Here is a 24,388-nt window from a genome sequence, read left to right on the forward strand (position 1 = left end):
TGCTCAGGGCGGCGAGCATCGCGCGATAGGGCGTCGACGGTGAGTTCGTCGTCGGGGGAGAGGACGGTTCCCGGCCCGGCGGCGCAGCGACGGAACAGGCGCCGGGACAGGGTGCAGGTGCAGGGTCCCGCCCACCGGCAGCAGGCCGCCTCGGCCAGGGGCGCGGAGCGTGCACGGTGACGGCGGATGCGCCCACTCCCGGACGGCGGGGGCTTGTGGGCCTGGCGGGACCGGGTACGGGCGGCCCGGTGGACGCTGTCCGCCCGGGACCGGACCTTGCCGACGGCCTACTGTTCTCCGGCCTGCCGTTCGCGGGTGCCTGCGGGCCTGCCACCTCGGCCCTGGCGCAGGCGGACTCCGTCCCGCCCGCGGGCGCTGCGTCCCGGCGCAGCGGCGCAGGAAGCATGCCCCGAGTGCCTCTTGGCCTGGCCTTTGAGCTCAGGTTGCTGCGCAAAGCGTGCCGGTGGGGAAACTGCGGTGCGTGCCGGCACCACGCTGGGCAGACTCGCGGACATGACTGAGAAGATCACCCGCATCAACCCCGACCAACTGCATGAGACGCCCGGCTACCACCACATCACGGTGGTGGAGGCCGGTCGTACGGCCTACCTGGCGGGACAATGCCCGCTCGATCGGAACGGCGACCTCGTCGGTGCCGGTTCCTTCGAGACGCAGGTCGACCAAGTGGTCGCGAACGCGCTCACCGCCCTGGGCGCGGCGAGTGCCCAGCCGCACCACGTGGTGCGGTCAGTGATCTACGTGCGGAGCGACGAGCGGGACATCCTCGGAGCCGTATGGCGTCGGCTCACCGAGTCTGCCCTGGGGCCGGCGTTCACCACCGCCAGCACGCTCTTGGGCGTTGCCCAGCTGGGTTTTCCCGGACAGCTCGTCGAGGTGGATCTCACCGTGACGCCGCCTGACTGATGTCGAACGATCTATCGAACTGAGTAGCCCAATTCGAGAAGCGTTCGCGGAGGCGTCACGTTTCCGGTACGAGCTGTACGTGTCTGACCGTGCGGGGCAATGAGCCGTTCAAGCTGGTGGACGCGGTGCTGTGTGCTCCGGGTGCGGTGCACGCGCGGTGGCGCTGACACTGCTGCCCGAGCACCGACGCGGGCATGGCGCCAGGTGCGACGGCCACCAACAACGCCGGATCAGCGGATCAGATCGACAGCGGCCGATTGCGATCCCGGGCCGGCGCTACCCCGCTTGCGGTGCTGAATCTCGGTGGCCAAGTTCAGCGGTTCAATGTGCCGGCCTCGTCGTTGGTAGACGTCGGTGCGGGACCGGTTCGCGATGACGAGGGACGCGAGGCCCGTGCGCAGTCTCACCGCTTCCCGCAACCCCTCCGGGGCCGGTGGCGCGGGCAGGAACGGCTCCAGGGGTCCGAGGGCGTCACCACGGGTGGCCACCGTAGCGACGACGCGTATCAGCGGCTCTCGCCCCGGTGCTCCACTGCGGCTGCTGGCTGCGGATCACGCCGTCGTACAGGGTGCGGTGCGGCGGTATCCCGACAAGCCTCCTCGTCCGGTTCTCCTGCGGTCACAGCGACCTCTTGCTGCTAGATGCCGACCCGGAAGCCTTGCCTCGGATGCACGGGTCGCGACGTGCTCGGACCAGCCGCCAAGGGCTGCATGGACCGTCCCGCTTGCTCCGCGCCGCGCACCCTCCTTCCGTACCTGGGATTAGCTCAGAGGTAGACATCGAAAAATCTATGACGGCCGGAGTAGACATTGGGCAGTGTCGTGGTTATGGTTTCTCTCGTAGCCCAGAGAGACAGCAAGGCCCGGCAGGGACGAACTGCCGGGTAGCAGTACCTGTAGTTGCAGCAGTATCCGCAGTGCAGAAAGTTGCAGTCAGCAGGACGGTGCGGTGGTGGAGTGTCGAAGCCAGAGTTGTGCAGGACGGCGACGGGACTGACGACCGGACCGGGTGGCCCGCAGGCATCAGGGGCCGCCACCAGCAATACCGCAGTGGTTGCAGTACCCAGCAGTGCAGTGAAGTGAGCAGCACCTCGGTGAAGGCGTCGGCTGCGGACGTGCGCACCGGGAAGTTCGGCAGTGGGGTTCTAAGCCAGGGCAGATGCAGGATGGGCAACGGGGCTGGCTGCCGAAGTGTGGCGCTTGGTCAGGTCACCAGCAGTACGAGCAGTACGCAGTACCAGCAGGACGCAGTACCAGTGGTACCGAGTGGAGCAGTATCCGCAGTTCGCAGTACAGCAGTGCAGCAGTTCCCTGTAGGTAAGTAGTTGATCACCAGAGGGAAGAACGGAGGAGTTGGGACGCCATCAGGATCGCCCGGACGCCACGCGAGTCCGGGTACCGCAGGACATCGATAGTGAGGTGGTCTCCGGTCAAGCACCGCGATCCCCGCATCACTCGTCCCCGTTCGGACGGGTAGGCGGAAACAGAAGGCCGGCGCAGTAACAGGGCCGGCGGATGGTGTAGCAGTTCCTTCGGGGCCCTGGTGCCATAGGCGCCAGGGCCCCTCCTCGTCTCCCGATCTTCCGACCCGCTTTCCCCCACATGTTTCGCAATGAGGTGCGATGACAACAGACGATTCGTTTGGCCGTCTCGACGACGACGATTACCCCGCCTACACCATGGGACGGGCCGCCGAGATACTCGGCACCACCCAGGGCTTCCTCCGTGCCATCGGCGAAGCCCGCCTCATCACCCCGCTGCGCTCCGCCGGCGGGCACCGCCGCTACTCCCGCTACCAGCTGCGCATCGCCGCCCGTGCGCGCGAACTCGTCGACCAGGGCACCCCGATCGAGGCCGCCTGCCGGATCGTCATCCTTGAGGACCAGCTCGAGGAGGCCCGACGCCTCAACGCCGAACACCAAGCTGCCGCCGGCCCGGCGAAGCCGTCGGCTGCGGCCTGAGACCGCACCGTGCGCCCATCGGCCACCGGCCGGCTCCGGTACCCGCGGTCGAAGCGTGCTGCCGGGCTTCCTGTAGTGACAGGCCGTGTGGCCTGTACCGCCCGGGTCAACCATCGTGCTTCGGAGGTTCCCCTTGCCCACGCCTTCGGCGTGGGCATTGTGCTGTGCCGTGCCGCAGGAACCAGAGCGATCACCTCCGCCTTCCGTATGGTGCTGGAGGCGTGCATCGACTGGAAGGGCATGAGACGTGGCCACGCGAACCGTGAAGTGGTTCAACGCGGACCTGGAGCTCACGGAAGCCGGATGAATTGACCGCGGAGTACGGAGTAGTGGGCGGAGACGTCAGGGCCGTGGGCCAGACCGTGACGGCATGGGGCCGGGGCGGGGCCGCGCGCCCGCGCGGGCTTCACCCGTACCGGTAGGACGTCGGCGGCTTTCCACGGCCGGGCCCGCGTGCGGTGGCACGCTGATCACTACGCAGCCGAACGGGAGTCGGGGGCCGGCCACCCCCGATGAACCTGCCCGCAGCCGACGGACTTGCCTCAGTGGCCGGTCCGGCCGATGGGCGGCGGCTGGGGCAGGGGGATGGATGGCGGGTTTCGTGTCCCCGGGGGCGCCTGCGGTGGAGTGGAGTTGCTGACGTGCCCGGGCGCGCTCATCACGCTCATGGACGCCGGATGCGACCAGGCCCCCGAGCCGGCTTCGCCGGCGCCGTCGGTCGCGGTGATGAGCCGTTGCAGGTCGATCACTGCAGCAGTTTCAGGGCTGCGGTCGCGAGTCTCCGGGCGGTGAGATGTTGTTCGTCGGCCGGCAGGATGAGATGGCTGATGGTCATACGGACGATGACGTCCGCGGCGATCTCCAGAGACTCCGTGTGCTGGTGTGGGTAACGCGTCGCCAGCCAGCCCTGGACGAGGCTTTGCCCGGCATCGAAGATCGGGTCCGCTCGGGCGGTGAGGTAGGGCAAGAGGCTGTCGGAGCCATTGCGGGCGGCGGTGATGACGGCCCGTATGAGGGGCTGACTGTCGGCCTCCCGTAGTACGTACAGGATGGCCACCTGGAGGCAGGCGTGGGAATCGGGCACGCCGGGGTAGAGAGCATCGGCCACACCCGTCAGAAACTGCCGGGTTTCACGGACTACCAGAGCCCGGCCCAGGCCGGCCCGGTTGCCGAACTCCTTGTACACCGACGGGCGCGACACTTCGGCGCGGGCGGCGACGGCCGAGAGGCTGACCTGGTCCCAGCCGGCTTCGCAGGTGAGGTCGCGAGCGGCGTCCAATACGCGCTGCCTCATCTGCTTGCGCCAGGCAACGCGCGGTGGGTCGGGTGCCGACCCACCGGTGAGTGTCGCCACTTCGATCCGGTGCCTTGCCGCCGCCATGGTTGCCAGTCTGTCAGGGGCGCGAATCCGTTCGGCGAACCCGAACCCGAACCCGAGCCTGTGCGGCTGCGGGTGCGGGAGCGGGTGCGGGTGCGGCGCGGGTGGAGTGCGGGTGCAGTGGGGGGCGGGCGGTGGTGCCGGCCCCTGGAGAGGGGTAAGGGCCGGCACCACGTCTTGGCGCTCCAAGTGATCCGCAGGGATCAGGGGCGCTTGCGCCGCGCCGCGTAGAGGAGGCCGCCGCCGAGGGCGAGGACCACCGCCGCGATGCCGAGCGGCAGCGCCGGGTGGGAGCCGCCTGTCTCTGCGAGCGGACCGCTTGCGCTGTGCGGCTTGGGCCCGGCGATGCCCTGGGTGCCGTTGCCGGCTTGACCGCCCGGTGAGGCGGTGGGGTCACTGCCGGCGGATTGGCCGCTTCCGGCGGGGGCGTCCCCTTGCTGACCGGGAGAGGAGGCGTCGGAGGCATGTCCCGGGACGCCGCTGCTCTTGGCGCCGAAGCCGTAGGCACCCCGGTCGGGCGTGCCGAGGGCCCGGCGGGCTCCGGTGAAGTCGGTGGTGACGGCAGCGAACGGCGTACCCGAGCCGGCGGCGGGGGAGCCCTCGCTCAACCGGAAGTCCGCGTCGGCTCCGGTGCCCGTCCTGACGAGCTTCGGATCGGCGACGACATCGTTCGCGCCACGGACCTCGGGGGCTTTGCCGCCGAAGTAGATGTTGTAGTCGTAGGTGACGTCCACATTGCGGGACGTGCTGTTCGTCGCTTGCCCCGGCCGGCCGTGGGCGATGTTGTTGAGCAGCCGCACGTCGGTACTGTCATGCGCGAAAATGTTGGCGTAGCTGTCCATGCGGGTGCTGCGCCCGTTGGCGAAGGCCGTGTTGTGGACGATGTCCACGTGCTGGCTCTTGTAGGAGTGGATGCCGGAGCCGCCGTTGTCGTAGGAGAGGTTGTTGGCGACCAGTACGCGTCCCTTGTAGGCGGGGTGATCGGCGTCGCCCTTGAGGGTGTCGATGATGATGCCGTTGCCGTCGGAGTAGCAGCCGCACTTCTCCCATTTGATCTTGGTCTCATTGTAGTGGACGCGATTTCCGGTGACGCGGATCTTGTACGTACCGGCCTCGCCACCCCCCACGTCACGCGGGGTGAGGACGGAGATGCCGCTGGTGGCGTACACCGCGTACCAGGAGGTCCCGAACACGTGGTTCCCGGAGATGGTCACGTGGTCGGAGTCGATGGCTGAGATGCCGCCGCCGGCGCAATCGTGCACCTCGTTGCCGGTCACCTCGATGTGGTGCGACGGCGCACCCGTGGACCGGTCCTGTTCCACGGAGATGCAGTTGGTGTTGTAGGTGGGGTCCCCCTTCTTCGACTCCCGTTCCGCTCCGGCCAGCGTGAGGGCTCCGTTGTTGCCCTTGACCTCCAGGTTTTTGATGGAGACATCCGTGGACGCTGATGCCGTTCCACGCCTTCACCGGGTGGATCACCGGATGGTGGCCGGGATGAGCGGTGAAGGTGATGGGCGCTCCGGGCAGGCCGGAGCGCTTGATGGTCAGTACGTTCGACCCCGCAGAACCCTCGGAGTACGTGCCGTTCATGATCGAGACGGTGTCGCCCGGCTCAACGCTGTCCGCGGCCTTCTGGAGGGTCCGGAAGGGAGCCTGGGCGGACGTGCCCGAGTTGCTGTCGTTGCCGCTGGGGCTGACGAAGTACGTGCGGGCTGCGGCGTACGCAGTACCGGCTCCCATGGTGGCGAGGCCCAGCGGGGCGGATGAAGCGAGCAGTGCTGCGGTCAGGGCGAGGGTGCTCGTGCGTTTCACTGTTGCCTGGTCTCCCAGTTCGTCCTTGCGAAGCGGCTGGTGCCCTCCGCGGGCCGTAGCCGCGAGCAGAGAGCACGCAAAGGGAGACGTTTCGCCCGTGTCACCGAGCCGGGGCAAGGCGCCGGGAAGTGAAGCCCGGGGGCGTTGCGCTCCGAAGTCCGCTGTGAGGGGGGTGAGTTACGCGAGTGACAGTTCCAGACTCGAAAATCAGATGCAACCCCGGACTCGGTGTCAACGTTCTGACAGCGCGTCATGTGATGGGCCCGTCTGGCTGACCGGCGGAAGGCCTCCGGGTGCCCGGCTCACCCACGGGTCACAGCACGGCGGCTCGGAATCCGGCTGCTGCTACGGCCCGGTCGCTGTGCGACTTACCGGGACGTCCGGTGCGGTGCAAGAGGTTGAGGGCGGTGGGTTCGGCCCGTGGAGGCGGATGGTGCGGCCGTGGGTGAGGGCGGTGGGCCGGGCGGGGCGGAGCGGGATGTTGAGGCCGGCGGGGGCGCAGAACCGAGCCCCGCTGACGTCGAGGGATCTTCGCGGGGCTGCGGGTCGGTGATTCCACCTGGCAGTCGCCGCAGCCGCCCCCGGCTCCCGCCTCGGATACCGTGTTCCTCCACGGGGTGCCATCACGGATGTGGCGCCCCCCACCGGAGGTAGTCAGCGTATGAGTTCAAAGCGCAGCAAGAATCCAGCCCTGCCCGTACTTGACGACGCATTCCGACTCGCGTCGGTCAAGGACGCCGAAGAGTCCACCCGTGACGTGGTCGCGCGGCTGGCCACCACCGAGCTGCGCCGCGCTTCCCACCCGGGCCGGGTCACCTGGGAGCCCACCGATCAGCCCGAACCCGTACCGGCACCGCCGAGTGTGGTCGACGGTGACGGGGACCTGTGGCTGCGGGACCGGGGCACCGGCACCTGGACCATGCCCGAGTTCAACCCGAAGCAGTTCCCGGCCCGCTGTGGCGAGGTCCTGACGTGGAACCAGCTTGCCCAGGAGTTCGGCCCCCTGACCGGGCTGGCCGACGACCGCCGCGTCGGCGGCGGCCGGCGCTGAGCGCACGGGCGCCGCAGGAGGAGCGGTGACCAGGCGGGTCGCCGCCCGGTTACCCGGCGGGGCCGGCCGCGGTCTGTTCCGCGGCCCTGCGCCGCAGTACGTCCTCCACGCGGGCCCGCCACAGCCTCAGCGGCTCGGGCATGCCGATGCCCGCGAGTGGTGTGCCGGCCGGGGCTCCCTCGTGACCCCGGCCCGCCGTCTGGTTCCTCTCGTACAGGGTCACCAGGTGCGCAAGCTGCGGCATGTCCCGGCGCAGCCGGTCGGCCCAATCGGCTGTCAGGAAACCGTGGTTGACGACGAACCGGCCGTCGTCGCGGGCCGTCGTCACGTACAGGAGATGGCCGTCCGGGGACCAGAAGTACCGGATGTGGGGGTCCCGGCTCCAGCCCGGCGACGACGGGTACCGGGACAGTGCCTCGTGACGGGCCGCCGCCTGCTCGTGGGTCATCCACGACCGCACCCGCCCCGCGTCCTGGTACTCCTCCTCGGTGAGCGGGATCCCGAACTCCCAGAGCCTGGGCAGCATGTCCAGCTGGGCGGCCTCCTGGAGGTACTGGGCCTGGGCCCGGCCGTCCCCGCGGCGGCCGGCGGCCTCCGCATCGTGCCGGCGGCCCTCCAGGCCCCGCTCCTGGTCGAACCGCAAGAGGGCCGCCCAGTTGAGCTGTTCCGCGGCGGTCATGCGCGCCTCCCCCCGGCCCGCTCGTACCGGGCCCCCGGCCGGACCGCCGCCGGTCGGCGGCCCGTGCCCACCCGATGGTCCTCCGCCCGGAGAGCCGGCGCCAGACATCCCGGTGACAGGGCCCGTCGGGAGGCTGCGGGCTGATCGGTCAACCGTTGGGTCCGGCTTGTCGGCTGCTTCCCGTGGGGCTGAGCCCGGAACGGCGGGCCAGGGTCGCAAGCATCAGCGCTGAGTCCGCATGGAGCGTGATGCGCACCGGTGTGAAGGTGGTGGCGTCCACCGGTGACTCCCCGGTGCCGGGATTGCGGGCGTAGCGCGGATGGGCGCCTCCGCTGATCTGCCAGCGTATGCGGTGACCGACGGCGAAGCGGTGGGCGGTGGAGCTCATCGGCACGGTGATCCGCGACGGCTCCTGCCCGTCCGTCCGCAGTCGGCCCAGCCCGTCGCAGATGTTGACGGAGCGGCCTTGTGCGTCCACGTCGCACAGGCGCGTGAAGACGTCGGCGTGGCCGGTGTCCGTGGAGATGCTCAGCCGTGCGGAGACCGGGCCGAGGATGTCCAAGGGCTCGGTGAGCGGGGGGCCGGTGAAGGTCAGTACGTCGTCGCGGATCTCCAGGGTGCCGTTGTCGCGAGGACCGGCCGTACGGGAGAGCAGCGGGCCGCCGAGAGCGGGGGTGGGGTCGCCCGGGTCGTAGCGGAACGACATCAGGGGCCCGGATTCCGTGGGGGCCTGCCGGGTAAGGTGCTTCTGCCCGGTGGGAAACCACGAGTCGGCGACCGCGGCCGGCGGCCAGTCGTCGATGTCCCGCCAGTCGTCTTCGCCGCCGACGTGCACGCGCACCCTGGTGGGACGAAGGCCGGAGGGATCGCCGTACAGGTGGGCGCGGAGCCAGGCGAGGCTCTCGGCGAACACCTCGGGCCACCCCTGTTGCAGCGCGGACGTGTGCGTCCAGGGGCCGACGAGCAAGGCGGTCTCGCACCCGGCCTCACGCAGTCGGCGGTACTGCTCGAAAGTCTGGTCGCCCAGCACATCGTGCCATCCGGTGATCAAACTGGTCGGCACCGTCAGCCGCTCCGCCGCCGCCGCCAACGACGCACCGCGCCAGTACGGGTCCTCGGCATCCGGGTGCGACATCACGCCGTCCAGCCAGGGCACCTCGCCCCCGAGGGCGGACACGTGCGCCCCGCGCAGCGGCTGCGCGGTGGTGACATCACGCAGGCGCCGCTGCAGACGCAGAGTCGCCTTCACGAACGGTGCCATCCCCTGGTGCTGGTACGTCATACCGGCGCCGACGGCGAGGGCGTTCTCCAGGCGGAGCGCACCCTGTGCGTGGAACAGGGCGTGCGGATCATGCAGCCCCACCTGCACCACCATCGCCTTCAGCTCCGGTGGCGGGTCCAGGGCGAGGGCCCACTGCACGTATCCCAGGTAGCTGGGGCCGACTGTCCCCATCGTTCCGTTGAACCAGGGTTGCTCGCGCAGCCAGGACACCGTGGCCTGGCCGTCGGCGGCCTCGTTGCGCCACAGGTCGAACTCGCCGCCGGAACCACCGGTGCCGCGGCAGCTCTGCAGCACCACGTGGAAGCCCTGTTCGGCGAAGAGCACGCCGTACATGGGAGACCACGGCAGGCCCCGGCCGTACGGCGAGCGCACCAAGAGGGTGGGGAAGTCGCCCTCGGCGCGTGGGAAGTAGTGGTCCGTGATCAGCGGGCTGCCGTCGGCGGCCGGCACCGGCAGTCCCGGCTCCCACCCGACATCGTGGCGCTTGGCCGGGAGGCCGCGCCAGGTCGCCCTCATGATCCGTGAGCTCAGTGGCGGCCTACCCGAAGGCGCTGGCCAGGTCGGCCTCGTCGCAGGACCGTGTGTGCGCATGGCCATCGTTCCCCTCCTCGCTATCCGTACAATGTACGAGAATAGGCCATGCTTGGATGAGACCCGCAAGGGCCTCCTCGATCAAGGGAGGGAGCGCGGACCATGCCCCGTGCAGGAGAGGCCGGCGCCCCAGGCGTCGACCCCGAGCAGCTCTGGCTGGGCTCCGCCAAGCCCCGCAGGGGCCGCAAGCCCGCCTACAGCCGAGAGGCGATCACGGCGGCAGCGGTCGCCCTGGCGGACGCGGAGGGGCTCGAAGCGGTCACCATGCGGAAGGTCGCCGCAGAGGTCGGAGCCGGCGCCATGTCGCTGTACAGCTACGCCCCCGACAAGGAGACGCTGCTGGAACTGATGGTCGACCACGTCAGCGGCGAACTGCCGACCGCGGACCCGCCCACCGGCGACTGGCGTGCCGAGCTGAAAGCCATCGCCCACATCCAGCGCGCCCACATGCTGCGACACCCCTGGCTGCCCGCCGCTCTGGCCGGCCGCCGCATCCCCGGCCCCAACACCCTGGCCTTCCTGGAACGCGCGCTTGCCGCCCTGCGGCCCACCCGGCTGGACGGTGCGGCGAAGCTGGAGGTCTTCGCCCAGCTCACCGCATTCGTGGCCGGACACGTCGCCCATGAGATTGCCGGGGCCGCAGCCTCGCAGTCCCCCGACCGAGCCGCAGCCGAAGCCCGCTACCTCGCCGCTGTCGCCGCGGACGGCCGCCACCCCGAACTCGCCGAAGCCCTCGCCGCCCCCGGACGCCCCCTCACACCCGAAGCCACCTTCACCCGGTTCCTCAACCGCCTGATCGACGGCCTGAACACCGCCTGACCCCACTCCGCCGCGCCGTGCCGAGCCGCGCCGTGCCGAAGCCCTTCCCCCGGTCGGCCCCGGCTGGAACGGCGTGGACGCGGACCACGCCGGCCGCCGGAAGGATTTCCGGCGAGCGGCAGCCCGTTGAAGGACGGGGGAACGGAACGGTGTCCTCGGCGCGGGTCCCTGTCAGGACTCGCAGGGAAGGTTGACGATGCGGACGGTGTACGCCGAGGAGACCCAGCGGTTGGTGCCCACCTTGCGGAAGCCGTTGGTGGTGGACGACGACGCGAGGATCGTGGAGCCGTTGGCGTAGGACCCGACGACCGCGTAGCCGGTGCCGGGACCGCTGCGGATCAGCAGACCGCCGCTGGCGTTGACCTTGTAGTAGCACTGGGTGGCGAGCGCACCGGCCGGCGCGAGCTCCACGGCCGCGCCCGCCGCGCCCGCCCCGTCCGCCGTGCGGGCGGGTGCGGGTGCGGCGGCCTGGGCCGTGAGACCGCCGCCGAGGAGCGCGGCGGCGGACAGGGCCGCCACGGCCGCCGCGCGGGCGGCGGAGCGACGCGGTGACATGGTGCGGCGTGCTGCTGTGACGGTCATGGAATCGGTTCCCCTTGCGTCGTCGGTTCTGGGTGCGGAACACGTACGTAGGAGCAGGCCCGGGGCCGGCCGAGCGGTGTCACCGCTCAGAGACACCGGAGCCGCGCACCCGAAGGGCGCGCATGACGTTAGCGCCATCGGGACGAAATCAGCCGCCTGAAGCACGAGAACTCCCCAACCGGAACGGGGAAGTGGCCCGTTCCGGCGGGGGAGTCCGTAAGACGCTGAAGCCCCGGGACGCCCCTTTTCAGCGGCCCGGACGGCGTCACCGCTCGGCGCGCGAGCCGCTGCGAAGTCGCACAGGTCTCCCATCGACCAGGGCCAGCGGAACCGCGCCTCACGGCCTACGCACACTCACGTGCGAGCGGCTCTCTCCGGCCGGTCAGCCGTACATCGCCACGCGGTATAGAGCCGCAAGCGCGTCGTCGATGGGATGGGGCTGCGGCTTACCGGAGGAGTCGAGCCTGTTCCACCTCTGCATGTTCACCGCGACCGCCATCTGCCGCTTGCCGTCGGACCGGGTCATGGCCAGCGCCCCACCGCCCCAGACCGTGCCCCCATGGCCCCAGAAGGTGCCCTGACCGGGACCTTCCATCGGGTACAGGCCGAGCCCGTAGTCGATCACCCTTCCCTCTTGGGAGACGACCGGGACAGTGCGTTGCATCTGCGCCAGCGACGACAAGCTGACGATTTCCCCGGCCAGCAGGCTGGCGTAGAAGCGGTTGAGGTCCGTGACAGTCGATATCAGCGACGCTGACGGCCCCACCCAGGACATGTCGTAGACGCTGTAGTCACGCGGCGGGTCGATCATGCCGAACCACGCCTCGTAGAGCAGCGAATGCGGGTCGTCGACGTACGGTCCGTCGGGGAGTTCGGTGTCCCGGAGCCCGGCGCGCTCGATGACGTTCCGCGTGATGCACTCCTCGGCCGTCGTGCCCGTCACCTGTTCCAGGAGCTGGACGAGGAGCAGGTAGTTGGTGTTGGAGTACACCCCCGGCGTGCTGCCCGGGGAGCCGACGGCAGGTGCGGTGACCCCCAACTCGATCAGCTCGATGGGGTCGAACCGGGTGAACCGGTGGTCGTCCAGGCTCTGGGGTCCGGTGTTCGCGAGGTCGGGGAAGGCCTTGAGGGAGGGGTAGGCGTATGGGAGGTACTCGGCGAGGCCGCTGGTGTGATTGATCAGCATGCGGACCGTGATCGCGTCACCGCGTCCTCCGGGAACCAGCTCCGGAAGGTACCGGCCGACCGGTGTGTCGAGCCCGATCTGACCGCTCTCGACCAGTTGCAGGACCGCGGCGGCGGTGAAGGTCTTGGTGATGCTGCCGACGCGGTGCCGCATATGGGCGGTGACGGGACGGCCGGTGGCGGTATCGGCGACCCCGGCGGCGCCGCGCCAGACCTGTTCGCCGTCACGTACCTCGGCGAACAGGCCCGGCATTCCCGCGCGATGGACGTTGTCGAGGGCGGCGTTCAGCGCCGCGGGATCCAGTGGGTTCGTCACGTCATGCGTCCTTTCGCGTTCCCCGGGGTGAGGCTCCGCATCAGTCGCCCGACCCGGGCAGCAGGCCACGAGTGGTGTGCCGGCGTGCCCGGCACGCTCATGTCCTCATTATGCACGCGGTGCGTGCAACGCCAGGTGCACGGATAGAATGAGATCCGGCGAGAGGAGCACGATGGCAGGCCGAAGGCGTTGGTCGACCGAGGAGATCCTGGATGCGGCAGCGGAGCTGCTGCGCACGAGCGACACGGAGTCGTTCAGCGTGCGCAAACTCGCCGCGACCCTCGGGACCGATTCCTCCAGCCTCTACCGGCACTTCCGCAGCAAGACAGAGCTGCTGCGCGCGGTCGCCGACCGGATCCTGCTGGCATCCATGGACGGCTACCGCGCCGAGGGCGACTGGAAGCAGCGCATCACCGCCCTGGCCCTGCGCCTGAGAGAGGCGTTCGGCCAGCAGCCCCAGCTCGCCGCGGTCTGGGGACGGTACGCGTCAGGCGGCGCCGGTTCCCGGCTGGTCATGGAAGAGGTGCTGCAGGCCCTGCGCGCGTCGGGGTTGCCCGACGCGGAGATTCCGGCGCGCTACCACCGGCTCGCGGTCCTCATCGCCGCGTTGATCGCCTCCGAGGCCGCAGTCAGCACCATCACGCCGGAAGAGTACGAACAGGCCATGGAGCTGTTCCGCGTCGCGGTACTCGGCGCCGACCCCGAACGCTTCCCCGCCCTGGCCCACTTCGCCCGCGACGTCCGCCCCCTCGGGGCGGATCGCCGGGCCGCGTTCGAGGAGATCCTCGCCGCCCAACTCGCCCACATCGAAGCCGCAATCTGCCCGAGCTAGTCCGGCCTCGGAATGGGTACGCCCGCATGCCGAGGTGTCGCGTTTTCCCCCCTCCACTCGCGCGGGGAAGACCCGGCGAGGTTGCCGTCCGGGGCGATCCCCTGCGCGGTGGTTCCTGTCCGAAAATGCCGCAGCACTGTCGGACGGTGTGCAGACGCCGCCGGGCGCTGGTGCGCAGGTGGCGGTCGGGCAGGCTAGTTTGCTCGGATGAGTCTTCTTGATGATGTGGCCGAGCGCGACGGCTGGCGTTGCTGGGTGTGTGACGAACCGGTCGACCCCGACGAGTCGGTGAACGACCCGCGGGGGCCCAGTGTCGACAGCCGGACCGCCGACCGGAAAGCCAAGATCGCCGAGCGGCTCGCGCACCGCGGGTGCAACACCCGCAAGGGCGCGGTCAAGGCGGTCATCGCCTGGCCGGACCGGCTGTACGTAGCGGAACCCGCGCCGCTGATCGCCGTTGCCGACAGGCTGGAGCGCAAGGGGGGCCGCGAGACGGTGGCCCGTTGTCCGACGAAGAAGGACGCCCAGGAAGCGGCGGATTGGCTGGTGGACCGGTTCTCCCGACTGGTACCGGGGCTGCCGGTGACCGCCGACATCCAGCCGGGCGGCGGCCAGTTCCTCGTCGTCCTGGCCACCACTCGCCGCTGACCTACGACCAGCCGCACCAAGGCAAAGGCACGACGCCTCCCGGAAACCACGCCGCTCCGGCTCGTGGCAGTCGACGGCGTCATCCGTCGGCTGCCACGAGCCGGAGGCAGAGGCTGGTGCCGACAGGAGATCTACTCGGTGTGCAGCACCGAGGCGATGGTCATCCGGGCCGCCGACCGCGCCGGGACCAGCGCGCCGAGGACGGCGATCGTCACACCCGCGAGGAGCATCGCGGCCAACTGCGGTGCGTGCCAGACGTCTTTCATGTACGCGGGGAAGTCGACCACCCCGACGTGGTCCACGACGAGGCGGTGCGCCACGATCCCGAGCGGGATGCCAAGCAGCCCGCCGACCGCGCCCGGCCCGGCGACCGAGGTCACCGTCATCACCACCACTTGCCGGGGGGGGCATCCCGATGGATTTGAGCATGCCCAGGTCCCGGCGCCGCTCACGGGTGTTCAGGAGGACGGTGTTGAAGACGCCGAGCGAAGCGACGATGGCCAGCAGCACGGTGAACACCGTGGCGAAGGTGATGACGGTGGCGGTACCGGCGTTGCCGGAGTCCATCACCGACGGGCGCAGGCCCGGGTCGAGTGCCGTGACCGCCGCGGCGTAGGCGCGCGCATCGGCGCCGGGGGCGAGCCGCACCGTGTACTCGGTGGCGTGGGCGTCCGGTGCGAGTTGGGCGAGGGTCTGCCAGGTGGCCTCCAGGGCCCGGGCGTCGCCCTCGATGACCTGGCCCACGACGGTCGCGATGATCTTCCTGCCGTTCAGCTCCAGAGTGACCTGGTCACCCACCCTCAGCCCGCGCTCGGTCAGGAACGCGGGCCCGGCCACGATCTCACCCGAGGCGGGCCGGGCCCGGGCGAACGGGACGGGACACGGGCTGCTCGGCCTGCGGGAGCGGGTCGCGGTCTACGGCGGCCACCTGGACGCCCGACGGCGCCTCGGCGGTGGCTACCGCGTCCGCGCCCGGATCCCGCTGGACCGCCCGTGACGACGCACGGCGGGACCGCCCCGCACGGCGGGACCGCCCCGCGCGTCGTGATCGCCGACGACCAGGAGCTGGTGCGTACCGGCTTCCGGCTGATCCTGACCGCACGCGGCATCGACGTGGTGGGCGAGGCGAGAGACGGGGCCGAAGCCGTGGCCGCCGTGCGCAGACTGCGCCCCGACGTCGTCCTTATGGACATCCGCATGCCGACCATGGACGGCCTGGAGGCTGCCCGCCGCATCCTCGCGCAGTCCCCGGACTGCCGGGTGATCATGCTGACCACCTTCGACCTCGACCAGTACGTCTACGCCGCCCTCGCCGCCGGGGCCAGCGGGTTCCTGCTCAAGGACGTCACCCCCGGGCACCTCGCCGCCGCCGTGCGCCTGGTCGACACCGGGGACGCCCTGCTCGCCCCCTCGATCACCCGCCGCCTGGTGGAGCGCTTCGCCTCCGGCACTCCGGGGGCCGGTCCGGGCCCCGCGGTCCCGGCCGTCCACCGCAACCTGGCCGCACTGACACCACGCGAACGCGAGGTCCTCGCGCTCATGGGCCGGGGGCTTTCCAACTCCGAACTGGCGCAGGAACTGACGCTCAGCGAGGCGACGGTAAAGACCCATGTGGTCCGGATCTTCGCCAAGTTGAGCCTGCGCGACCGCGCCCAGGCCGTCGTCCTCGCCTACGAGACAGGACTTGTCTCACCCGGCGAGTCCGCCGACACCGCCGACCCCACGGTTTGGTGAAGATCCCTGTGTCTCCGTGGCGACGCCTGAACTGCTCAACCCGTACCGGTGAACGTGCTCAGCTGGTAATGGCCGACCACGGGCTCTCGTCAGTCCGCTGTGGACGGTCGACGGCGCCGGGCGGCCAGGCCACTCCTCATGCCACCTGGATGACCACCTTGCCCGCAGCGTGGCCGTTCTCGACGGCGGCGAGGGCGGCCGGGGCGTCGGAGAGCGGATGGACCGCAGTGATCACGGGTACAAGGACTCCGTCGAGGGCCAGCCTGGCGGACCGCTCCAGACTCTCCCGGTCGAGGCGCCGCTCGATGAAACGCCCACCGAGATCGGGCACGGACATGTCGCCCACGGCGATGACGTTCCGGCGATCCCGGGCCAGCGGAGCGACCGTCCGCAGCGAGGCTCCTCCGACCAGGTCGACGATCCCGTCGAAGCCGTCCGGAACCAGCTCGCACGCCGCGGCGACGACGTCCCCGGCGGTGTAGTCGATGAACCGCACCCCGATGGCCTCGGCCTGCTCGCGCTTGGCGGTACTCCCGGTGCCGATCACACGCAACTCGCGCCCGATGGCCAGCCGGGCGGCGACGAGGCCGACCCCACCCCCGACCCCGTTGACCAGGACCGTCGCACCGGCCGGGAGGCCAAGCTGGTCGAGCACGTCCACCGCGGTCGTCCCGGTCACGGGCAGTGTCGCCGCCACGGTCGCGGACAGGCCCGCCGGGATGCGCGCGGTGTTCGGCGCGGACAGCACCGTCGTCTCGGCGTAGGTGCCGCCACCGGTGAGTGCGAAGCCGAAGACCGCGTCACCCACATCGAGCCCGTCGACGTCCTCGCCCCGGGCGAGAACGGTTCCCGCTGCCTCCATCCCCAGCACCAGGGGAAACGGACGCCCGCCGTCGAGCCCGGGGACCAGGCCCGAGCGCAGCATGTTGTCGAGGGGATTCACGCCGGCCACGTCGACCCGGATCAGCACCTCGCCGCGACCGGGGACGGGATCGGGACGATCGAAGAACTCCTGCACCTCGGGCCCGCCGTACCTGCCGAAACCCCACGCCTGCCCCATCTTCTGCCGCCTCCCATATGACCGGCCCGGTGATTCCGGGCGGGCTCTGCAGCCATCCTCACTTCTCACATCGATGTCAGGGGCAAGTGACTGAGACGCAGGTCACAGCATCAGGCCGGCCGTCCCGCCGGCTCCGGCGACGTCGACAGCTCCGCCCGGTGCCGGCTGTTGGCCCTGATCAGCGCGTCGAGCGCATCCCGGGTCCCGATCAGGTGCGCGATGTCGGCGTCGATCCGGTCGCGCTCGCGCATCATCGCCGTGAACGTCTCCTCGGCGACGCCCAGGTCAGCCGGGACGTCCACACACGGCAGCACAGTTGCGATCACCCGGCTGGACATCCCCGCGTCGAACAGCTGCCGGATGAGCGACACGCGCTGGACCGCCGCAGCGGCATAGTGACGCTGCCCGGCATCGGAGCGTGCGCTGGTCAGCAGGCCCTGCTCTTCGTAGTACCGCAAGGAGCGCGGACTCACGCCCGTACGCGTGGACAACTCGCCGATCCGCATTCCTGAGAGCCTACGCCCGCGTGCTCCAGGTGCAGACCGCTAGCGAGCCACGGACCCCCACGGACGCCGCCACAACGGCAGGGTTGTCGTCCCGGTCTCCCATCCGAGCACGTTCGCCTGTACGCGCCTCAGCACTTCCCCCTGTACGCCGCGCCGCCGCTGGCGATCAACGCCCACCCCGGATGGACACCTCACGGGAAAACCTGCCACGACCGGTACCGACCGCCGCCGCTCTGCCGGCCATGGCCACCCAGGCAGTGTCTGATGGCACTTTGACGAGGTCGCCTAACCAAGCACGGCGGCGATTTCGTCTTCGGTCGGCCCGAGACCTGGGGTGGGGGCACCGCGGTGACCGTCATCGACACCGACCGGTACGGGACGGCGACCGCGCAGGCGTGGGACCGGCTCCATCGCCGGTTGACCCGCCGGGCCGCGTGGTTTGACGACGAGTGCCCGCAGCCGGTCATCGAGGGCACCGTAATCCTTTCCACCTCCTCAAGCGACCATTCTCTGGACCCGGCCGAAGCTGTGGGACCCACAGGCCGCCGACCGCTGGACCTGGCTCGTCCTGGCCGCACACGTGCAGCTCCGCCTCGCCCGTCCTCTCGCACGGGATCTGCGACGGCCGTGGGAGAGGCCGGCGGAACCGAACGGCCCCGCCCCTGCCCGGGTCCGCCGCCGTGGGTTCGGGAACCTGCGGGTAAAGACGGGCACGCCGGCTGGTGCGCCGAAACCCACCCGCCGCGGCCCCGGCCACCGAGATCCCGCACCCAAGGACTTCGGCGTCCCGATCGCCGCGCTGACCCGCCACCGCGCCGAACTCCTCAACAGCCCGTCTACGACAACCCCTACGCCCGCGCCGCCGCACTCGTCCACACACTCGGCCGCTGCCGCTGGCTGGAACGCCTCAACCTCACCGTCGCCTGCGCCCCCGCCATGATGTACCTCAACGCCAACGGCATCCCCGCCGACCCCGCCCGCGAACAGCTCACCGCCCTCGCCCACGAGCTGTACAAACCCCGCACCGCCACCGCCCGCATCACCGAATTCCTGCGCACCTGGGGCTGACGGCAGCGTGGGAGATCAAGCACAAGACGCACACATGCAATGAGGTTCAGAGCCTCTATCCGCCAACGTGAAAGGAGGGTCCCGATGGACCTTGCCGCCCTCTGGTTTCCCAGCGGACCCGCTGGAATCATCCTGGTAATCGTGGCTCTCATAGCAATAGGAGTCGGAATCTACATGGGCCGAAGGGGCAGGTAGCCCCCGGATGGGGCTCCCCATCGATACCTCCGGCGAGCAGTTGTCCGGCCGATCATGTGGCTGTCTAGGCTGGTCCTCCTGGAGGGGGTGGCTGTGACCGAGGCGGTTCGTGAAGCGGCCGTTGCGTCGGTGCAGGAGATCATGCATGCGGATTATGCCGACGATGCCGAGGCGTACGGCGCGCTGGAGGCGTTGGGCAATGCCCTTGGCTGTCCGGGCGGCTATGTGAGCGACTTGATCTTCTGGCCCAAAGGAAGGGCGCTGACAGCTGCCGAGGTCGTCGATCAGGCTCTGAAGTACCGGCCCTTCGCTCTGTGAGAGGTCTTCAAGTCCGCAGCCTGGTAATCAAGGCCGCCGCGCTGACGTCCACCACTCACGGCTGAGGATGGCGCTTGCCCACAGACACCCCACGGCATCACCCATGCGGAGGACACGCCAAGCCCATTTTGTCAGGAGTTCCACATACCCCTGACCGCCAACCGCCAACCGCCGGCCGCCGACCCCCAGGTGACTGCCCAGGCGGCCGGTCCGCTCCTCGCCTACGCCGCGCACACCCGTGCAAAGGCGAATGACCCGGCTGCTTTCCTTGGAGATGGCGCTGCCAACGGAGTGCCCGGCCCCCCGAAGAGACCACTCCCTGCGAGGTTGTCGCCAGACTTCTCTCGGTCGTAGGTCAGCTCGAAGTCGTAGATTCGGCCACGTCCGACAGGAGGGCGCCGTCCTCGGTCCAGGGCCCAGGCGCAAAGCGATAGACGGGCAGACCGCTCGCTCGCTCCGTCAGCGTTTCTGGGCTCGGTATTGCTTGAGGAGAGCGGTGAGCTTCGCGGGTTCGGCGGTGCCATTCAGCTCCGTCAGGAGACCGTCAGGGCAGAGCTCGTAATGGTCGCCCCACCACCTCTGCCCCTTGTTGTCCCAAATGCGATACCCGCCGGGTACCCCCCTGGCCACGTACCGTCGCTTGCGCATATCGACCGCCCCTCACGGCAGTCCCCCCACACTGCAAGTTGCTACTGAGCAGGATCATCTTCCGAAGCAGGCGGCAGCCGGCTCGTCCGGGGAGCTGCCTCTTGATTTTAGCGAGGCACCGCGCGTGACCCTCCCACGGGCAGTACGCGAGACTGCTGCGGTGGCTACGGGTGAGGCCGACTTTTTCAAGCGTTTGGACGGTGCAGGCTTGCGGGTCTTGCGGGTCAAGCAGCGGCGTGCGCCGGACGACAACCTGATCCGGAGCAGGCGCCGATCTGTTTATCCGGGGTACGACTCGCACCTGATCTGTCCCTGTCCAGGGTGCGTGAGCGCTGGCGCACACCGGTTCCTGCTCCGCGGGCTGGGTCTACGGCAATGTGGCGGGCGGCCGAGCACAAGGTGCGCGCGGCCGCGGAGCAGCTGGGCGCCGACGGCCCGCGCCAGGGGGTCGGAGATGTAGCTGCGCTCGGCAACCTGATGGTGGTGGCCGCCGTTCTTTCGCCCCACCTGGTGCGTCGCCAGATCAAGAAAGCTGCCTGCGAGTGTGCGGCCGTGGGGGCTTCCCCGGCGCCGGCACGAGGCGCAGGAGCATCGTGCTCAGGCGCAGGCTTCCGGAGCGGGCAGCGCGAGCGCCCGGTGACCGCGCCCTGCAAGGGGAATCCGGAGCCATCCGCAGGGCGGGGGTAGGGCCCTATGCTGGACCCCTCCGACGACCCCCTCACTCCTGCTCATAGGCCTCGGCGAGGATGCTTTTCAACGCATGCGTGAGCTCCGCCCGAAGCTCGTCATGTTCTGGACCCAACCGGTACTCGAGGGCGGTTCGCTCGTCCCCGTAGCGCCAGACGGGGCCGTGGAGGAGGCGCGGCGGCTCCCAGTCGTAGCGCGGGTGAATGTGGCCGTGCAAGTGCTCCCAGGAATTTCCCAGCACCTCGTAGTTGAGGCGGCGCAACGCCGAGTCCCTCTTCCTGCATACGGTTTCGACTGCCTCGCCGAGAAGTGAGAGGTCGAGGAGAAACCGTGATCGCTCGTCGCGGGGCAGATCGGTGAGGTGGTTTGCTTCGCCCGCGTACAGCAGCAGGCAGTAGCCAGGGAGGTGTTGGATGTCGCCGATGACAGCCCAGCCGGTCCGCATCCGCGCGAGCACCGTCGGATTCTCGCCACGCTCGGCGGAACCCAAACGATCATGTGTCCAGTCCATGTCCCATGGATATCAGGAAGGTCGGACCATCCCGGAAATGATGTCGCAATCAAGCCATGGGATCGCCCCATGATGCAGATCATCGGAAGTGTCGGCGACGTGGCAGAGGGACAAGAGAGGGGCACGCGCTGGATGGTCACCACAACGCAGCCCCAGGGCTGGAGGGGCCGTGTGGTTACCTAGGGTGACAGTCATGCTGGGCGTCCTCTTTTCAGGCCTCGTCCTGCTTGTCCTGCATGTCCTCTGGCTCCTGTCGCGCGCCGTTGCGTGACGTTGGTACAGGAGGAGGAGTGCAACGCGACGACCCGAGCAGGTTGCCATCGACGTTATGCCGTGATGGCAGATGACCGGCGCGAAATCTGACCCTTCAGGCAGCCCGACGCGATGTTGTCCCGCGTTGCAGAGCTACAAAAGGGCTGAGAGAACGCTGGGAGGAGGAGGGCTATGGCGTCGGTCCCCGGAGTGGTGTGCAGGTAGTAGCGCTGGAGGTGTCAAGCGATGTGCTTGTGCATCACGCCGAGGTAGTGGCGTTCCCGATGGGGCACGGCGATCAGGTCTTCTCGGAGCACGGTGGCCGGGTGGGACTCTAGGTCGCGCAAGACCAGGGGCGGCAACTTGGTCGTCGAGCCCGGCCGGAGCCTGATGCAGATTCCGCTGACGACGCGTTGGGTGACGACCAGCTTGAGGCCGTTCCAGGCGTAGGGGTAGCCGTCGATGTTCGGTCTCATCCGGATGGCGGGGTGCGGGCGTCCTCGACCCAGGAGATCTTCGGCCGCGGTCAGCTGCATGCCGCAATGAAGCGGACCGATACGGCCGGTCCGGGCGAAGTCGACGAGCACGTTCATCAAGGTCACGACGGTGACTCTGACATCTTCTCGTGCTGACACCCCCTGGATAACGGTCGAGGGGTCCTCAACATGGCTCATCCGGGCGACACGATCGTGTGCGGGTAGGGAGGTCAATGACCGGCAGCAGAGTCGCAGTCGCAGCGCGGTGCTGTGGTCGTCGCCGGGCCGGGAGTGTGCGCCCTCGATGAACGGGCCGACCCGCACGACCACGTCCCGGCCGCTGCCGCGCGTTCACTTTTCCGGGGGAGCGTACGGCGCCGAACATCGCGCGGAACTGGGCGACGGCCGCCTGGTTTTGGGAGGTGAGCTGGCCGGGGGCACCGCCGTAGCGGCGGAAGTGGCGGATCACGGGTGGCCTCCTGCTCGGGGTGAGTGGACGCCTTGAGGGCGCGCGGCAGGTGGATGTGCAGGTGCCCCACTGCGACCTCCTGACCCCGAGCGCGGAGTTCGTATCCGAGGAGCTCGATGAGTTCGGATGCCCCTTTCCGGACTAGGAGAACGATCAAGGTCCAGTCCTCGACATGAAAGCGGCCCCGCCTGTGACGGGGCCGCTCGTCGTGACATTGGTGTGGGGGCCCGTCATCTGGATCTTGGGCAGCCGGTTCAGCCGCGGAAGCCGCGGACCCTGCCCCCGGCTCCCGAGGAGGCTCCGCGGCCGCCTGGGCGGTCGGGTCGTGCTCGCGGGCGTGGAGGTGGACCTGGCTGTGCCCGGAAAGGGTCAGTGACCGTTCATCGGCATGGAGCTACCCGGGGTGCGGGGGAGCATCGCGCAACTGGTCGGTGCGGTGGCCTCCTGGGGCGCCTTGGGGTCGACTCTGGCCCGGATCTACGGCCTGGCGGACAGGCGGCCTGCATGCCGGTACTCGTCCGGTGGTGTGGTTCGCCCAGACCAATGGCCACGGCCTGGTGCCCGTGGCCGGAATCGTCCTGCGCGCCCTGACCTGCCTCGTGGCCCGCCCGGCCGCATCCTGCCCTCGCCCGACCGATCCGGCCTGCCAGGACGCCACCCGCGCAGCCTGATCCTCACCCTTGCGGCGGCGGCGGGTGTGGCCCTGCCGCGGGTCAGGTCAGGAGCACGGCGGCGTGCCGGCGTGCCTGGTCCAGCCAGGCCGCGCGCTCTTCAGCGGTCGAGTCGGTGACGGTACGAAAGACGACCCGGTCCACCTTGGTCACTCCAACATACGGCAGGACGCACGCCGACCAGATCTTCTGCAACGGATCACCGAACTCGCTCTCCTCCCGCTCGCCGGGGGTGTCGGACGTATTCAGCACGAGCGCCCTGCCCGCTCGGAGTAGTCCGGCAGGCTCCCCTCCGCGGCGCCCAGCTTGTAAGCGACACCCGGCACGAGCACACGCTGAACCCACCCGGTAAGGACGGCCGGCGGCATACCCCACCAGTTCGGATGGACGAACACCATCCCATCCACGGCGGCAACTTCGGCCCGGTGCTGCGCCACCTGCGCATCCTGAGCGGCCTCCGCCGCCTCAACCGTCCCCGTCTCATCGGCGGTCAACACCGCGGGAAACCCTTCCGCGCACAGGTCATGGGCCACGACCTCGGCCCCCCGACCGCGCAGCTCCTCCACCACGGCGTCGAACACCGCGTGGTTGAAACTCCCGGCCCGCGGATGTGCGAGATACACCGCTATGCGCATTCTTCCCCCAGCCGGCACCGGCACCCTCAAGCTGCTGCAGGCATGCACCAGCAGCAGCCTCATACAAGCATGATCGTCACCTTCCGGCAGTTGTTTCCCATGGCCGACGACGACGTGCCCGGCCGGTCCAACCGGGGCCTGGCCGCAGCGGCAGGATGACGCCATCAGTCCCCAGGGAGGAGGCGTAGGCCCGGCAGTGCGAGCCGCCGTGAACATCCGCATGGCCCTGTGTGCTCGGCGTGTGCTCGGCGTGCTCCGATCGCCGCGCCGCCATGGCGGACCCTCCCTGGGTGATGCGCACGCTGGGTCCTGACGGCGGGCTTACTCCGCCAGGCCCCGGCCACCCGCCTGCTTGCCTAGGCGGCACATCAGCAAGCGGGGTGCTGCCCGGACAAGGGCTGACGCGGCCAGGCCGATGGCGGCACCCGCTGCGACGTCGGAGGGGTAGTGCGCACCACTGCAAACCCGTTCCAGGGCCACCAGCACGGCGGGTACGGCGCATGCGGCGCCAGCCGCGGGCCAGGGTGACGCGACGGCCGCCGTAAACGCCGTGGCGGCGGCTGTGTGCCCTGAGGGGAAGGAGGAGCTGTCCGGCCGGTCCTCAACGCCGTCGTGCGGGATCCACTCCGCCGGTGGCCGGGGCCGCTCCACGAGCTGTTTTGCCACTCCGTTGGACAGGAGCTGCGCCACTCCCATGGCCGTGATGCCGAGGGCAGCGGCCCTGCGGCCCCGCCCGCCGCCGGAGGTCGCCATGATCACGGCGGCGGCCCACCACAGCTTCGTGTGCTTGGCAGCTTCCTCGACCGGCGGCAGCACCTGTCTGGCCCAGGCCGAGTCCCAGGCGGCCATCCGTCTCGTCAGCCGATGATCACTCCTGCGCATGGCATCCAGGATTTCCATGCTGCGCCGCTTCCCCCGTCCGAGCCTGTTCACGCGCCCCTCGTCAACCGTCAACCGTCAACCGTCGACCGTCCCCTCGACCACGCCTTCCTCCGGGAGTGCTCCCCGGCTGTGAAAGTCGCCGCCTGCCTGTGTGGCGGACCCCGGGCAGCGCCGAACGCCAAGGGCCGGGGATTCAAGCGGATGCCCCCGGTAGCTT

General features: G+C 69.7%; 27 protein-coding genes and 1 pseudogene. 12 read left to right on the plus strand and 16 right to left on the minus strand.

Annotated elements, in window-relative coordinates; genetic code table 11:
- Nucleotides 1–513: 513 nt before the first annotated feature.
- Both ACLJTM_RS20265 and ACLJTM_RS20270 read left to right on the plus strand, forming a co-directional pair.
- Nucleotides 514–924, plus strand: a complete 411-nt coding sequence (locus ACLJTM_RS20265) for a RidA family protein (protein WP_411105064.1) — start codon at nt 514–516, stop codon at nt 922–924.
- 1,621 nt (nt 925–2,545) lie between these two features.
- Nucleotides 2,546–2,884, plus strand: coding sequence for a MerR family transcriptional regulator (locus tag ACLJTM_RS20270; protein WP_411105065.1), 339 nt, complete (start codon nt 2,546–2,548; stop codon nt 2,882–2,884).
- A 745-nt stretch (nt 2,885–3,629) separates the two neighbouring features.
- On the opposite strand, the gene ACLJTM_RS20275 is transcribed toward ACLJTM_RS20270, so the two are convergent.
- From ACLJTM_RS20275 to ACLJTM_RS20285, 3 genes and pseudogenes are all read right to left on the minus strand, one after another.
- The gene (locus ACLJTM_RS20275) at nt 3,630–4,265 is read right to left on the minus strand and encodes a TetR family transcriptional regulator (protein ID WP_411105066.1); all 636 of its coding nucleotides are present in this window, start codon (nt 4,263–4,265) and stop codon (nt 3,630–3,632) included.
- Between the two features lie 200 nt (nt 4,266–4,465).
- Nucleotides 4,466–5,584 (minus strand): choice-of-anchor Q domain-containing protein, encoded by a 1,119-nt coding sequence (locus ACLJTM_RS20280; RefSeq protein WP_411105067.1) that lies wholly within the window; start codon nt 5,582–5,584, stop codon nt 4,466–4,468.
- Nucleotides 5,585–5,798: 214 nt separating this feature from the next.
- Nucleotides 5,799–6,002, minus strand: a pseudogene (locus ACLJTM_RS20285) (right-handed parallel beta-helix repeat-containing protein); the annotation flags it as partial.
- Nucleotides 6,003–6,735: 733 nt separating this feature from the next.
- Between ACLJTM_RS20285 and ACLJTM_RS20290 the strand changes: the two are divergent.
- Complete coding sequence (locus ACLJTM_RS20290; protein ID WP_411105068.1) at nt 6,736–7,125, plus strand: hypothetical protein; 390 nt, start codon at nt 6,736–6,738, stop codon at nt 7,123–7,125.
- Between the two features lie 49 nt (nt 7,126–7,174).
- Here the strand turns inward: ACLJTM_RS20290 and ACLJTM_RS20295 are convergent, their stop codons facing one another.
- Together ACLJTM_RS20295 and ACLJTM_RS20300 are read right to left on the minus strand one after the other, a co-directional pair.
- Complete coding sequence (locus ACLJTM_RS20295; RefSeq protein WP_411105069.1) at nt 7,175–7,804, minus strand: hypothetical protein; 630 nt, start codon at nt 7,802–7,804, stop codon at nt 7,175–7,177.
- A gap of 148 nt (nt 7,805–7,952) precedes the next feature.
- On the minus strand, nt 7,953–9,602 hold the full coding sequence (locus ACLJTM_RS20300) for a CocE/NonD family hydrolase (protein WP_411105070.1): 1,650 nt from the start codon (nt 9,600–9,602) through the stop codon (nt 7,953–7,955).
- Nucleotides 9,603–9,779: 177 nt separating this feature from the next.
- Between ACLJTM_RS20300 and ACLJTM_RS20305 the strand changes: the two genes are divergently transcribed.
- Complete coding sequence (locus tag ACLJTM_RS20305; RefSeq protein ID WP_411105071.1) at nt 9,780–10,496, plus strand: TetR/AcrR family transcriptional regulator C-terminal domain-containing protein; 717 nt, start codon at nt 9,780–9,782, stop codon at nt 10,494–10,496.
- Nucleotides 10,497–10,667: 171 nt separating this feature from the next.
- On the opposite strand, the gene ACLJTM_RS20310 is transcribed toward ACLJTM_RS20305, so the two are convergent.
- Nucleotides 10,668–11,078 carry an SH3 domain-containing protein gene (locus tag ACLJTM_RS20310; RefSeq protein WP_411105072.1) on the minus strand — a complete coding sequence of 137 codons (411 nt, stop codon included), beginning with the start codon at nt 11,076–11,078 and terminating at the stop codon, nt 10,668–10,670.
- Between the two features lie 382 nt (nt 11,079–11,460).
- Nucleotides 11,461–12,579 (minus strand): serine hydrolase domain-containing protein, encoded by a 1,119-nt coding sequence (locus tag ACLJTM_RS20315; RefSeq protein ID WP_411105073.1) that lies wholly within the window; start codon nt 12,577–12,579, stop codon nt 11,461–11,463.
- A 172-nt stretch (nt 12,580–12,751) separates the two neighbouring features.
- On the opposite strand from ACLJTM_RS20315, the gene ACLJTM_RS20320 reads away from it, so the two are divergent.
- Both ACLJTM_RS20320 and ACLJTM_RS20325 read left to right on the plus strand, forming a co-directional pair.
- A complete protein-coding gene (locus tag ACLJTM_RS20320) occupies nt 12,752–13,411 on the plus strand; it encodes a TetR/AcrR family transcriptional regulator (RefSeq protein WP_411105074.1) in 660 nt (219 codons plus the stop codon).
- A 207-nt stretch (nt 13,412–13,618) separates the two neighbouring features.
- Nucleotides 13,619–14,059, plus strand: coding sequence for a hypothetical protein (locus ACLJTM_RS20325; RefSeq protein ID WP_411105075.1), 441 nt, complete (start codon nt 13,619–13,621; stop codon nt 14,057–14,059).
- A gap of 131 nt (nt 14,060–14,190) precedes the next feature.
- On the opposite strand, the gene ACLJTM_RS20330 is transcribed toward ACLJTM_RS20325, so the two are convergent.
- Nucleotides 14,191–14,445, minus strand: coding sequence for a hypothetical protein (locus ACLJTM_RS20330; RefSeq protein WP_411105076.1), 255 nt, complete (start codon nt 14,443–14,445; stop codon nt 14,191–14,193).
- Nucleotides 14,446–14,531: 86 nt separating this feature from the next.
- Here ACLJTM_RS20330 and ACLJTM_RS20335 point away from each other — a divergent pair, with 86 nt between their 5' ends.
- The 3 genes from ACLJTM_RS20335 (at nt 14,532) to ACLJTM_RS20345 (ending at nt 15,793) form a co-directional block, all read left to right on the plus strand.
- Complete coding sequence (locus tag ACLJTM_RS20335; protein ID WP_411105077.1) at nt 14,532–14,675, plus strand: hypothetical protein; 144 nt, start codon at nt 14,532–14,534, stop codon at nt 14,673–14,675.
- A gap of 84 nt (nt 14,676–14,759) precedes the next feature.
- Nucleotides 14,760–15,056: a hypothetical protein gene (locus tag ACLJTM_RS20340; RefSeq protein ID WP_411105078.1), complete on the plus strand. Its 297-nt coding sequence runs from the start codon at nt 14,760–14,762 to the stop codon at nt 15,054–15,056.
- Nucleotides 15,053–15,793 (plus strand): response regulator, encoded by a 741-nt coding sequence (locus tag ACLJTM_RS20345; RefSeq protein ID WP_411105079.1) that lies wholly within the window; start codon nt 15,053–15,055, stop codon nt 15,791–15,793. Before ACLJTM_RS20340 ends, ACLJTM_RS20345 begins: the two co-directional genes overlap by 4 nt.
- A 136-nt stretch (nt 15,794–15,929) precedes the next feature.
- Here the strand turns inward: ACLJTM_RS20345 and ACLJTM_RS20350 are convergent, their stop codons facing one another.
- Nucleotides 15,930–16,853, minus strand: coding sequence for an NADP-dependent oxidoreductase (locus ACLJTM_RS20350; RefSeq protein WP_411105080.1), 924 nt, complete (start codon nt 16,851–16,853; stop codon nt 15,930–15,932).
- Nucleotides 16,854–16,963: 110 nt separating this feature from the next.
- Nucleotides 16,964–17,359 carry a MerR family transcriptional regulator gene (locus ACLJTM_RS20355; RefSeq protein WP_411105081.1) on the minus strand — a complete coding sequence of 132 codons (396 nt, stop codon included), beginning with the start codon at nt 17,357–17,359 and terminating at the stop codon, nt 16,964–16,966.
- Nucleotides 17,360–18,295: 936 nt separating this feature from the next.
- On the opposite strand from ACLJTM_RS20355, the gene ACLJTM_RS20360 reads away from it, so the two are divergent.
- The gene (locus ACLJTM_RS20360; RefSeq protein ID WP_411105082.1) at nt 18,296–18,427 is read left to right on the plus strand and encodes a hypothetical protein; all 132 of its coding nucleotides are present in this window, start codon (nt 18,296–18,298) and stop codon (nt 18,425–18,427) included.
- A 288-nt stretch (nt 18,428–18,715) separates the two neighbouring features.
- A complete protein-coding gene (locus ACLJTM_RS20365) occupies nt 18,716–18,940 on the plus strand; it encodes an e9imm peptide (protein ID WP_411105083.1) in 225 nt (74 codons plus the stop codon).
- Nucleotides 18,941–19,399: 459 nt separating this feature from the next.
- Here the strand turns inward: ACLJTM_RS20365 and ACLJTM_RS20370 are convergent, their stop codons facing one another.
- The 3 genes from ACLJTM_RS20370 to ACLJTM_RS20380 form a co-directional block, all read right to left on the minus strand.
- A complete protein-coding gene (locus ACLJTM_RS20370; protein ID WP_411105084.1) occupies nt 19,400–19,588 on the minus strand; it encodes a hypothetical protein in 189 nt (62 codons plus the stop codon).
- A gap of 718 nt (nt 19,589–20,306) precedes the next feature.
- Nucleotides 20,307–20,786: an HIT family protein gene (locus tag ACLJTM_RS20375; RefSeq protein WP_411105085.1), complete on the minus strand. Its 480-nt coding sequence runs from the start codon at nt 20,784–20,786 to the stop codon at nt 20,307–20,309.
- Between the two features lie 491 nt (nt 20,787–21,277).
- On the minus strand, nt 21,278–21,631 hold the full coding sequence (locus ACLJTM_RS20380) for a hypothetical protein (protein WP_411105309.1): 354 nt from the start codon (nt 21,629–21,631) through the stop codon (nt 21,278–21,280).
- Nucleotides 21,632–22,504: 873 nt separating this feature from the next.
- Here ACLJTM_RS20380 and ACLJTM_RS20385 point away from each other — a divergent pair.
- Nucleotides 22,505–22,654 (plus strand): hypothetical protein, encoded by a 150-nt coding sequence (locus ACLJTM_RS20385; RefSeq protein WP_411105086.1) that lies wholly within the window; start codon nt 22,505–22,507, stop codon nt 22,652–22,654.
- A 42-nt stretch (nt 22,655–22,696) separates the two neighbouring features.
- Here ACLJTM_RS20385 and ACLJTM_RS20390 read toward each other — a convergent pair whose 3' ends face one another.
- The 3 genes from ACLJTM_RS20390 to ACLJTM_RS20400 form a co-directional block, all read right to left on the minus strand.
- Entirely contained in the window at nt 22,697–22,906 is a 210-nt protein-coding gene (locus tag ACLJTM_RS20390) for a hypothetical protein (RefSeq protein ID WP_411105087.1), read from the minus strand.
- A complete protein-coding gene (locus ACLJTM_RS20395) occupies nt 22,900–23,352 on the minus strand; it encodes an NAD(P)H-dependent oxidoreductase (protein ID WP_411105088.1) in 453 nt (150 codons plus the stop codon). Before ACLJTM_RS20395 ends, ACLJTM_RS20390 begins: the two co-directional genes overlap by 7 nt.
- 258 nt (nt 23,353–23,610) lie before the next feature.
- A complete protein-coding gene (locus ACLJTM_RS20400) occupies nt 23,611–24,189 on the minus strand; it encodes a phosphatase PAP2 family protein (RefSeq protein ID WP_411105089.1) in 579 nt (192 codons plus the stop codon).
- Nucleotides 24,190–24,388: the final 199 nt, after the last annotated feature.

It is taken from the genome of Streptomyces sp. cmx-4-9 (assembly GCF_046548835.1).
GTDB lineage: Bacteria > Actinomycetota > Actinomycetes > Streptomycetales > Streptomycetaceae > Streptomyces.

Coding starts and splice junctions, on each gene's coding strand:
- ACLJTM_RS20265 (WP_411105064.1), top strand. CDS start 514: ATGACTGAGAAGATCACCCGCATCAACCCCGACCAACTGCATGAGACG.
- ACLJTM_RS20270 (WP_411105065.1), top strand. CDS start 2,546: ATGACAACAGACGATTCGTTTGGCCGTCTCGACGACGACGATTACCCC.
- ACLJTM_RS20275 (WP_411105066.1), bottom strand. CDS start 4,265: ATGGCGGCGGCAAGGCACCGGATCGAAGTGGCGACACTCACCGGTGGG.
- ACLJTM_RS20290 (WP_411105068.1), top strand. CDS start 6,736: ATGAGTTCAAAGCGCAGCAAGAATCCAGCCCTGCCCGTACTTGACGAC.
- ACLJTM_RS20295 (WP_411105069.1), bottom strand. CDS start 7,804: ATGACCGCCGCGGAACAGCTCAACTGGGCGGCCCTCTTGCGGTTCGAC.
- ACLJTM_RS20300 (WP_411105070.1), bottom strand. CDS start 9,602: ATGAGGGCGACCTGGCGCGGCCTCCCGGCCAAGCGCCACGATGTCGGG.
- ACLJTM_RS20305 (WP_411105071.1), top strand. CDS start 9,780: ATGCCCCGTGCAGGAGAGGCCGGCGCCCCAGGCGTCGACCCCGAGCAG.
- ACLJTM_RS20310 (WP_411105072.1), bottom strand. CDS start 11,078: ATGACCGTCACAGCAGCACGCCGCACCATGTCACCGCGTCGCTCCGCC.
- ACLJTM_RS20320 (WP_411105074.1), top strand. CDS start 12,752: ATGGCAGGCCGAAGGCGTTGGTCGACCGAGGAGATCCTGGATGCGGCA.
- ACLJTM_RS20325 (WP_411105075.1), top strand. CDS start 13,619: ATGAGTCTTCTTGATGATGTGGCCGAGCGCGACGGCTGGCGTTGCTGG.
- ACLJTM_RS20330 (WP_411105076.1), bottom strand. CDS start 14,445: ATGACGGTGACCTCGGTCGCCGGGCCGGGCGCGGTCGGCGGGCTGCTT.
- ACLJTM_RS20350 (WP_411105080.1), bottom strand. CDS start 16,853: ATGGGGCAGGCGTGGGGTTTCGGCAGGTACGGCGGGCCCGAGGTGCAG.
- ACLJTM_RS20355 (WP_411105081.1), bottom strand. CDS start 17,359: ATGCGGATCGGCGAGTTGTCCACGCGTACGGGCGTGAGTCCGCGCTCC.
- ACLJTM_RS20360 (WP_411105082.1), top strand. CDS start 18,296: ATGATGTACCTCAACGCCAACGGCATCCCCGCCGACCCCGCCCGCGAA.
- ACLJTM_RS20370 (WP_411105084.1), bottom strand. CDS start 19,588: ATGCGCAAGCGACGGTACGTGGCCAGGGGGGTACCCGGCGGGTATCGC.
- ACLJTM_RS20375 (WP_411105085.1), bottom strand. CDS start 20,786: ATGGACTGGACACATGATCGTTTGGGTTCCGCCGAGCGTGGCGAGAAT.
- ACLJTM_RS20380 (WP_411105309.1), bottom strand. CDS start 21,631: ATGAACGTGCTCGTCGACTTCGCCCGGACCGGCCGTATCGGTCCGCTT.
- ACLJTM_RS20395 (WP_411105088.1), bottom strand. CDS start 23,352: ATGAGGCTGCTGCTGGTGCATGCCTGCAGCAGCTTGAGGGTGCCGGTG.
- ACLJTM_RS20400 (WP_411105089.1), bottom strand. CDS start 24,189: ATGGAAATCCTGGATGCCATGCGCAGGAGTGATCATCGGCTGACGAGA.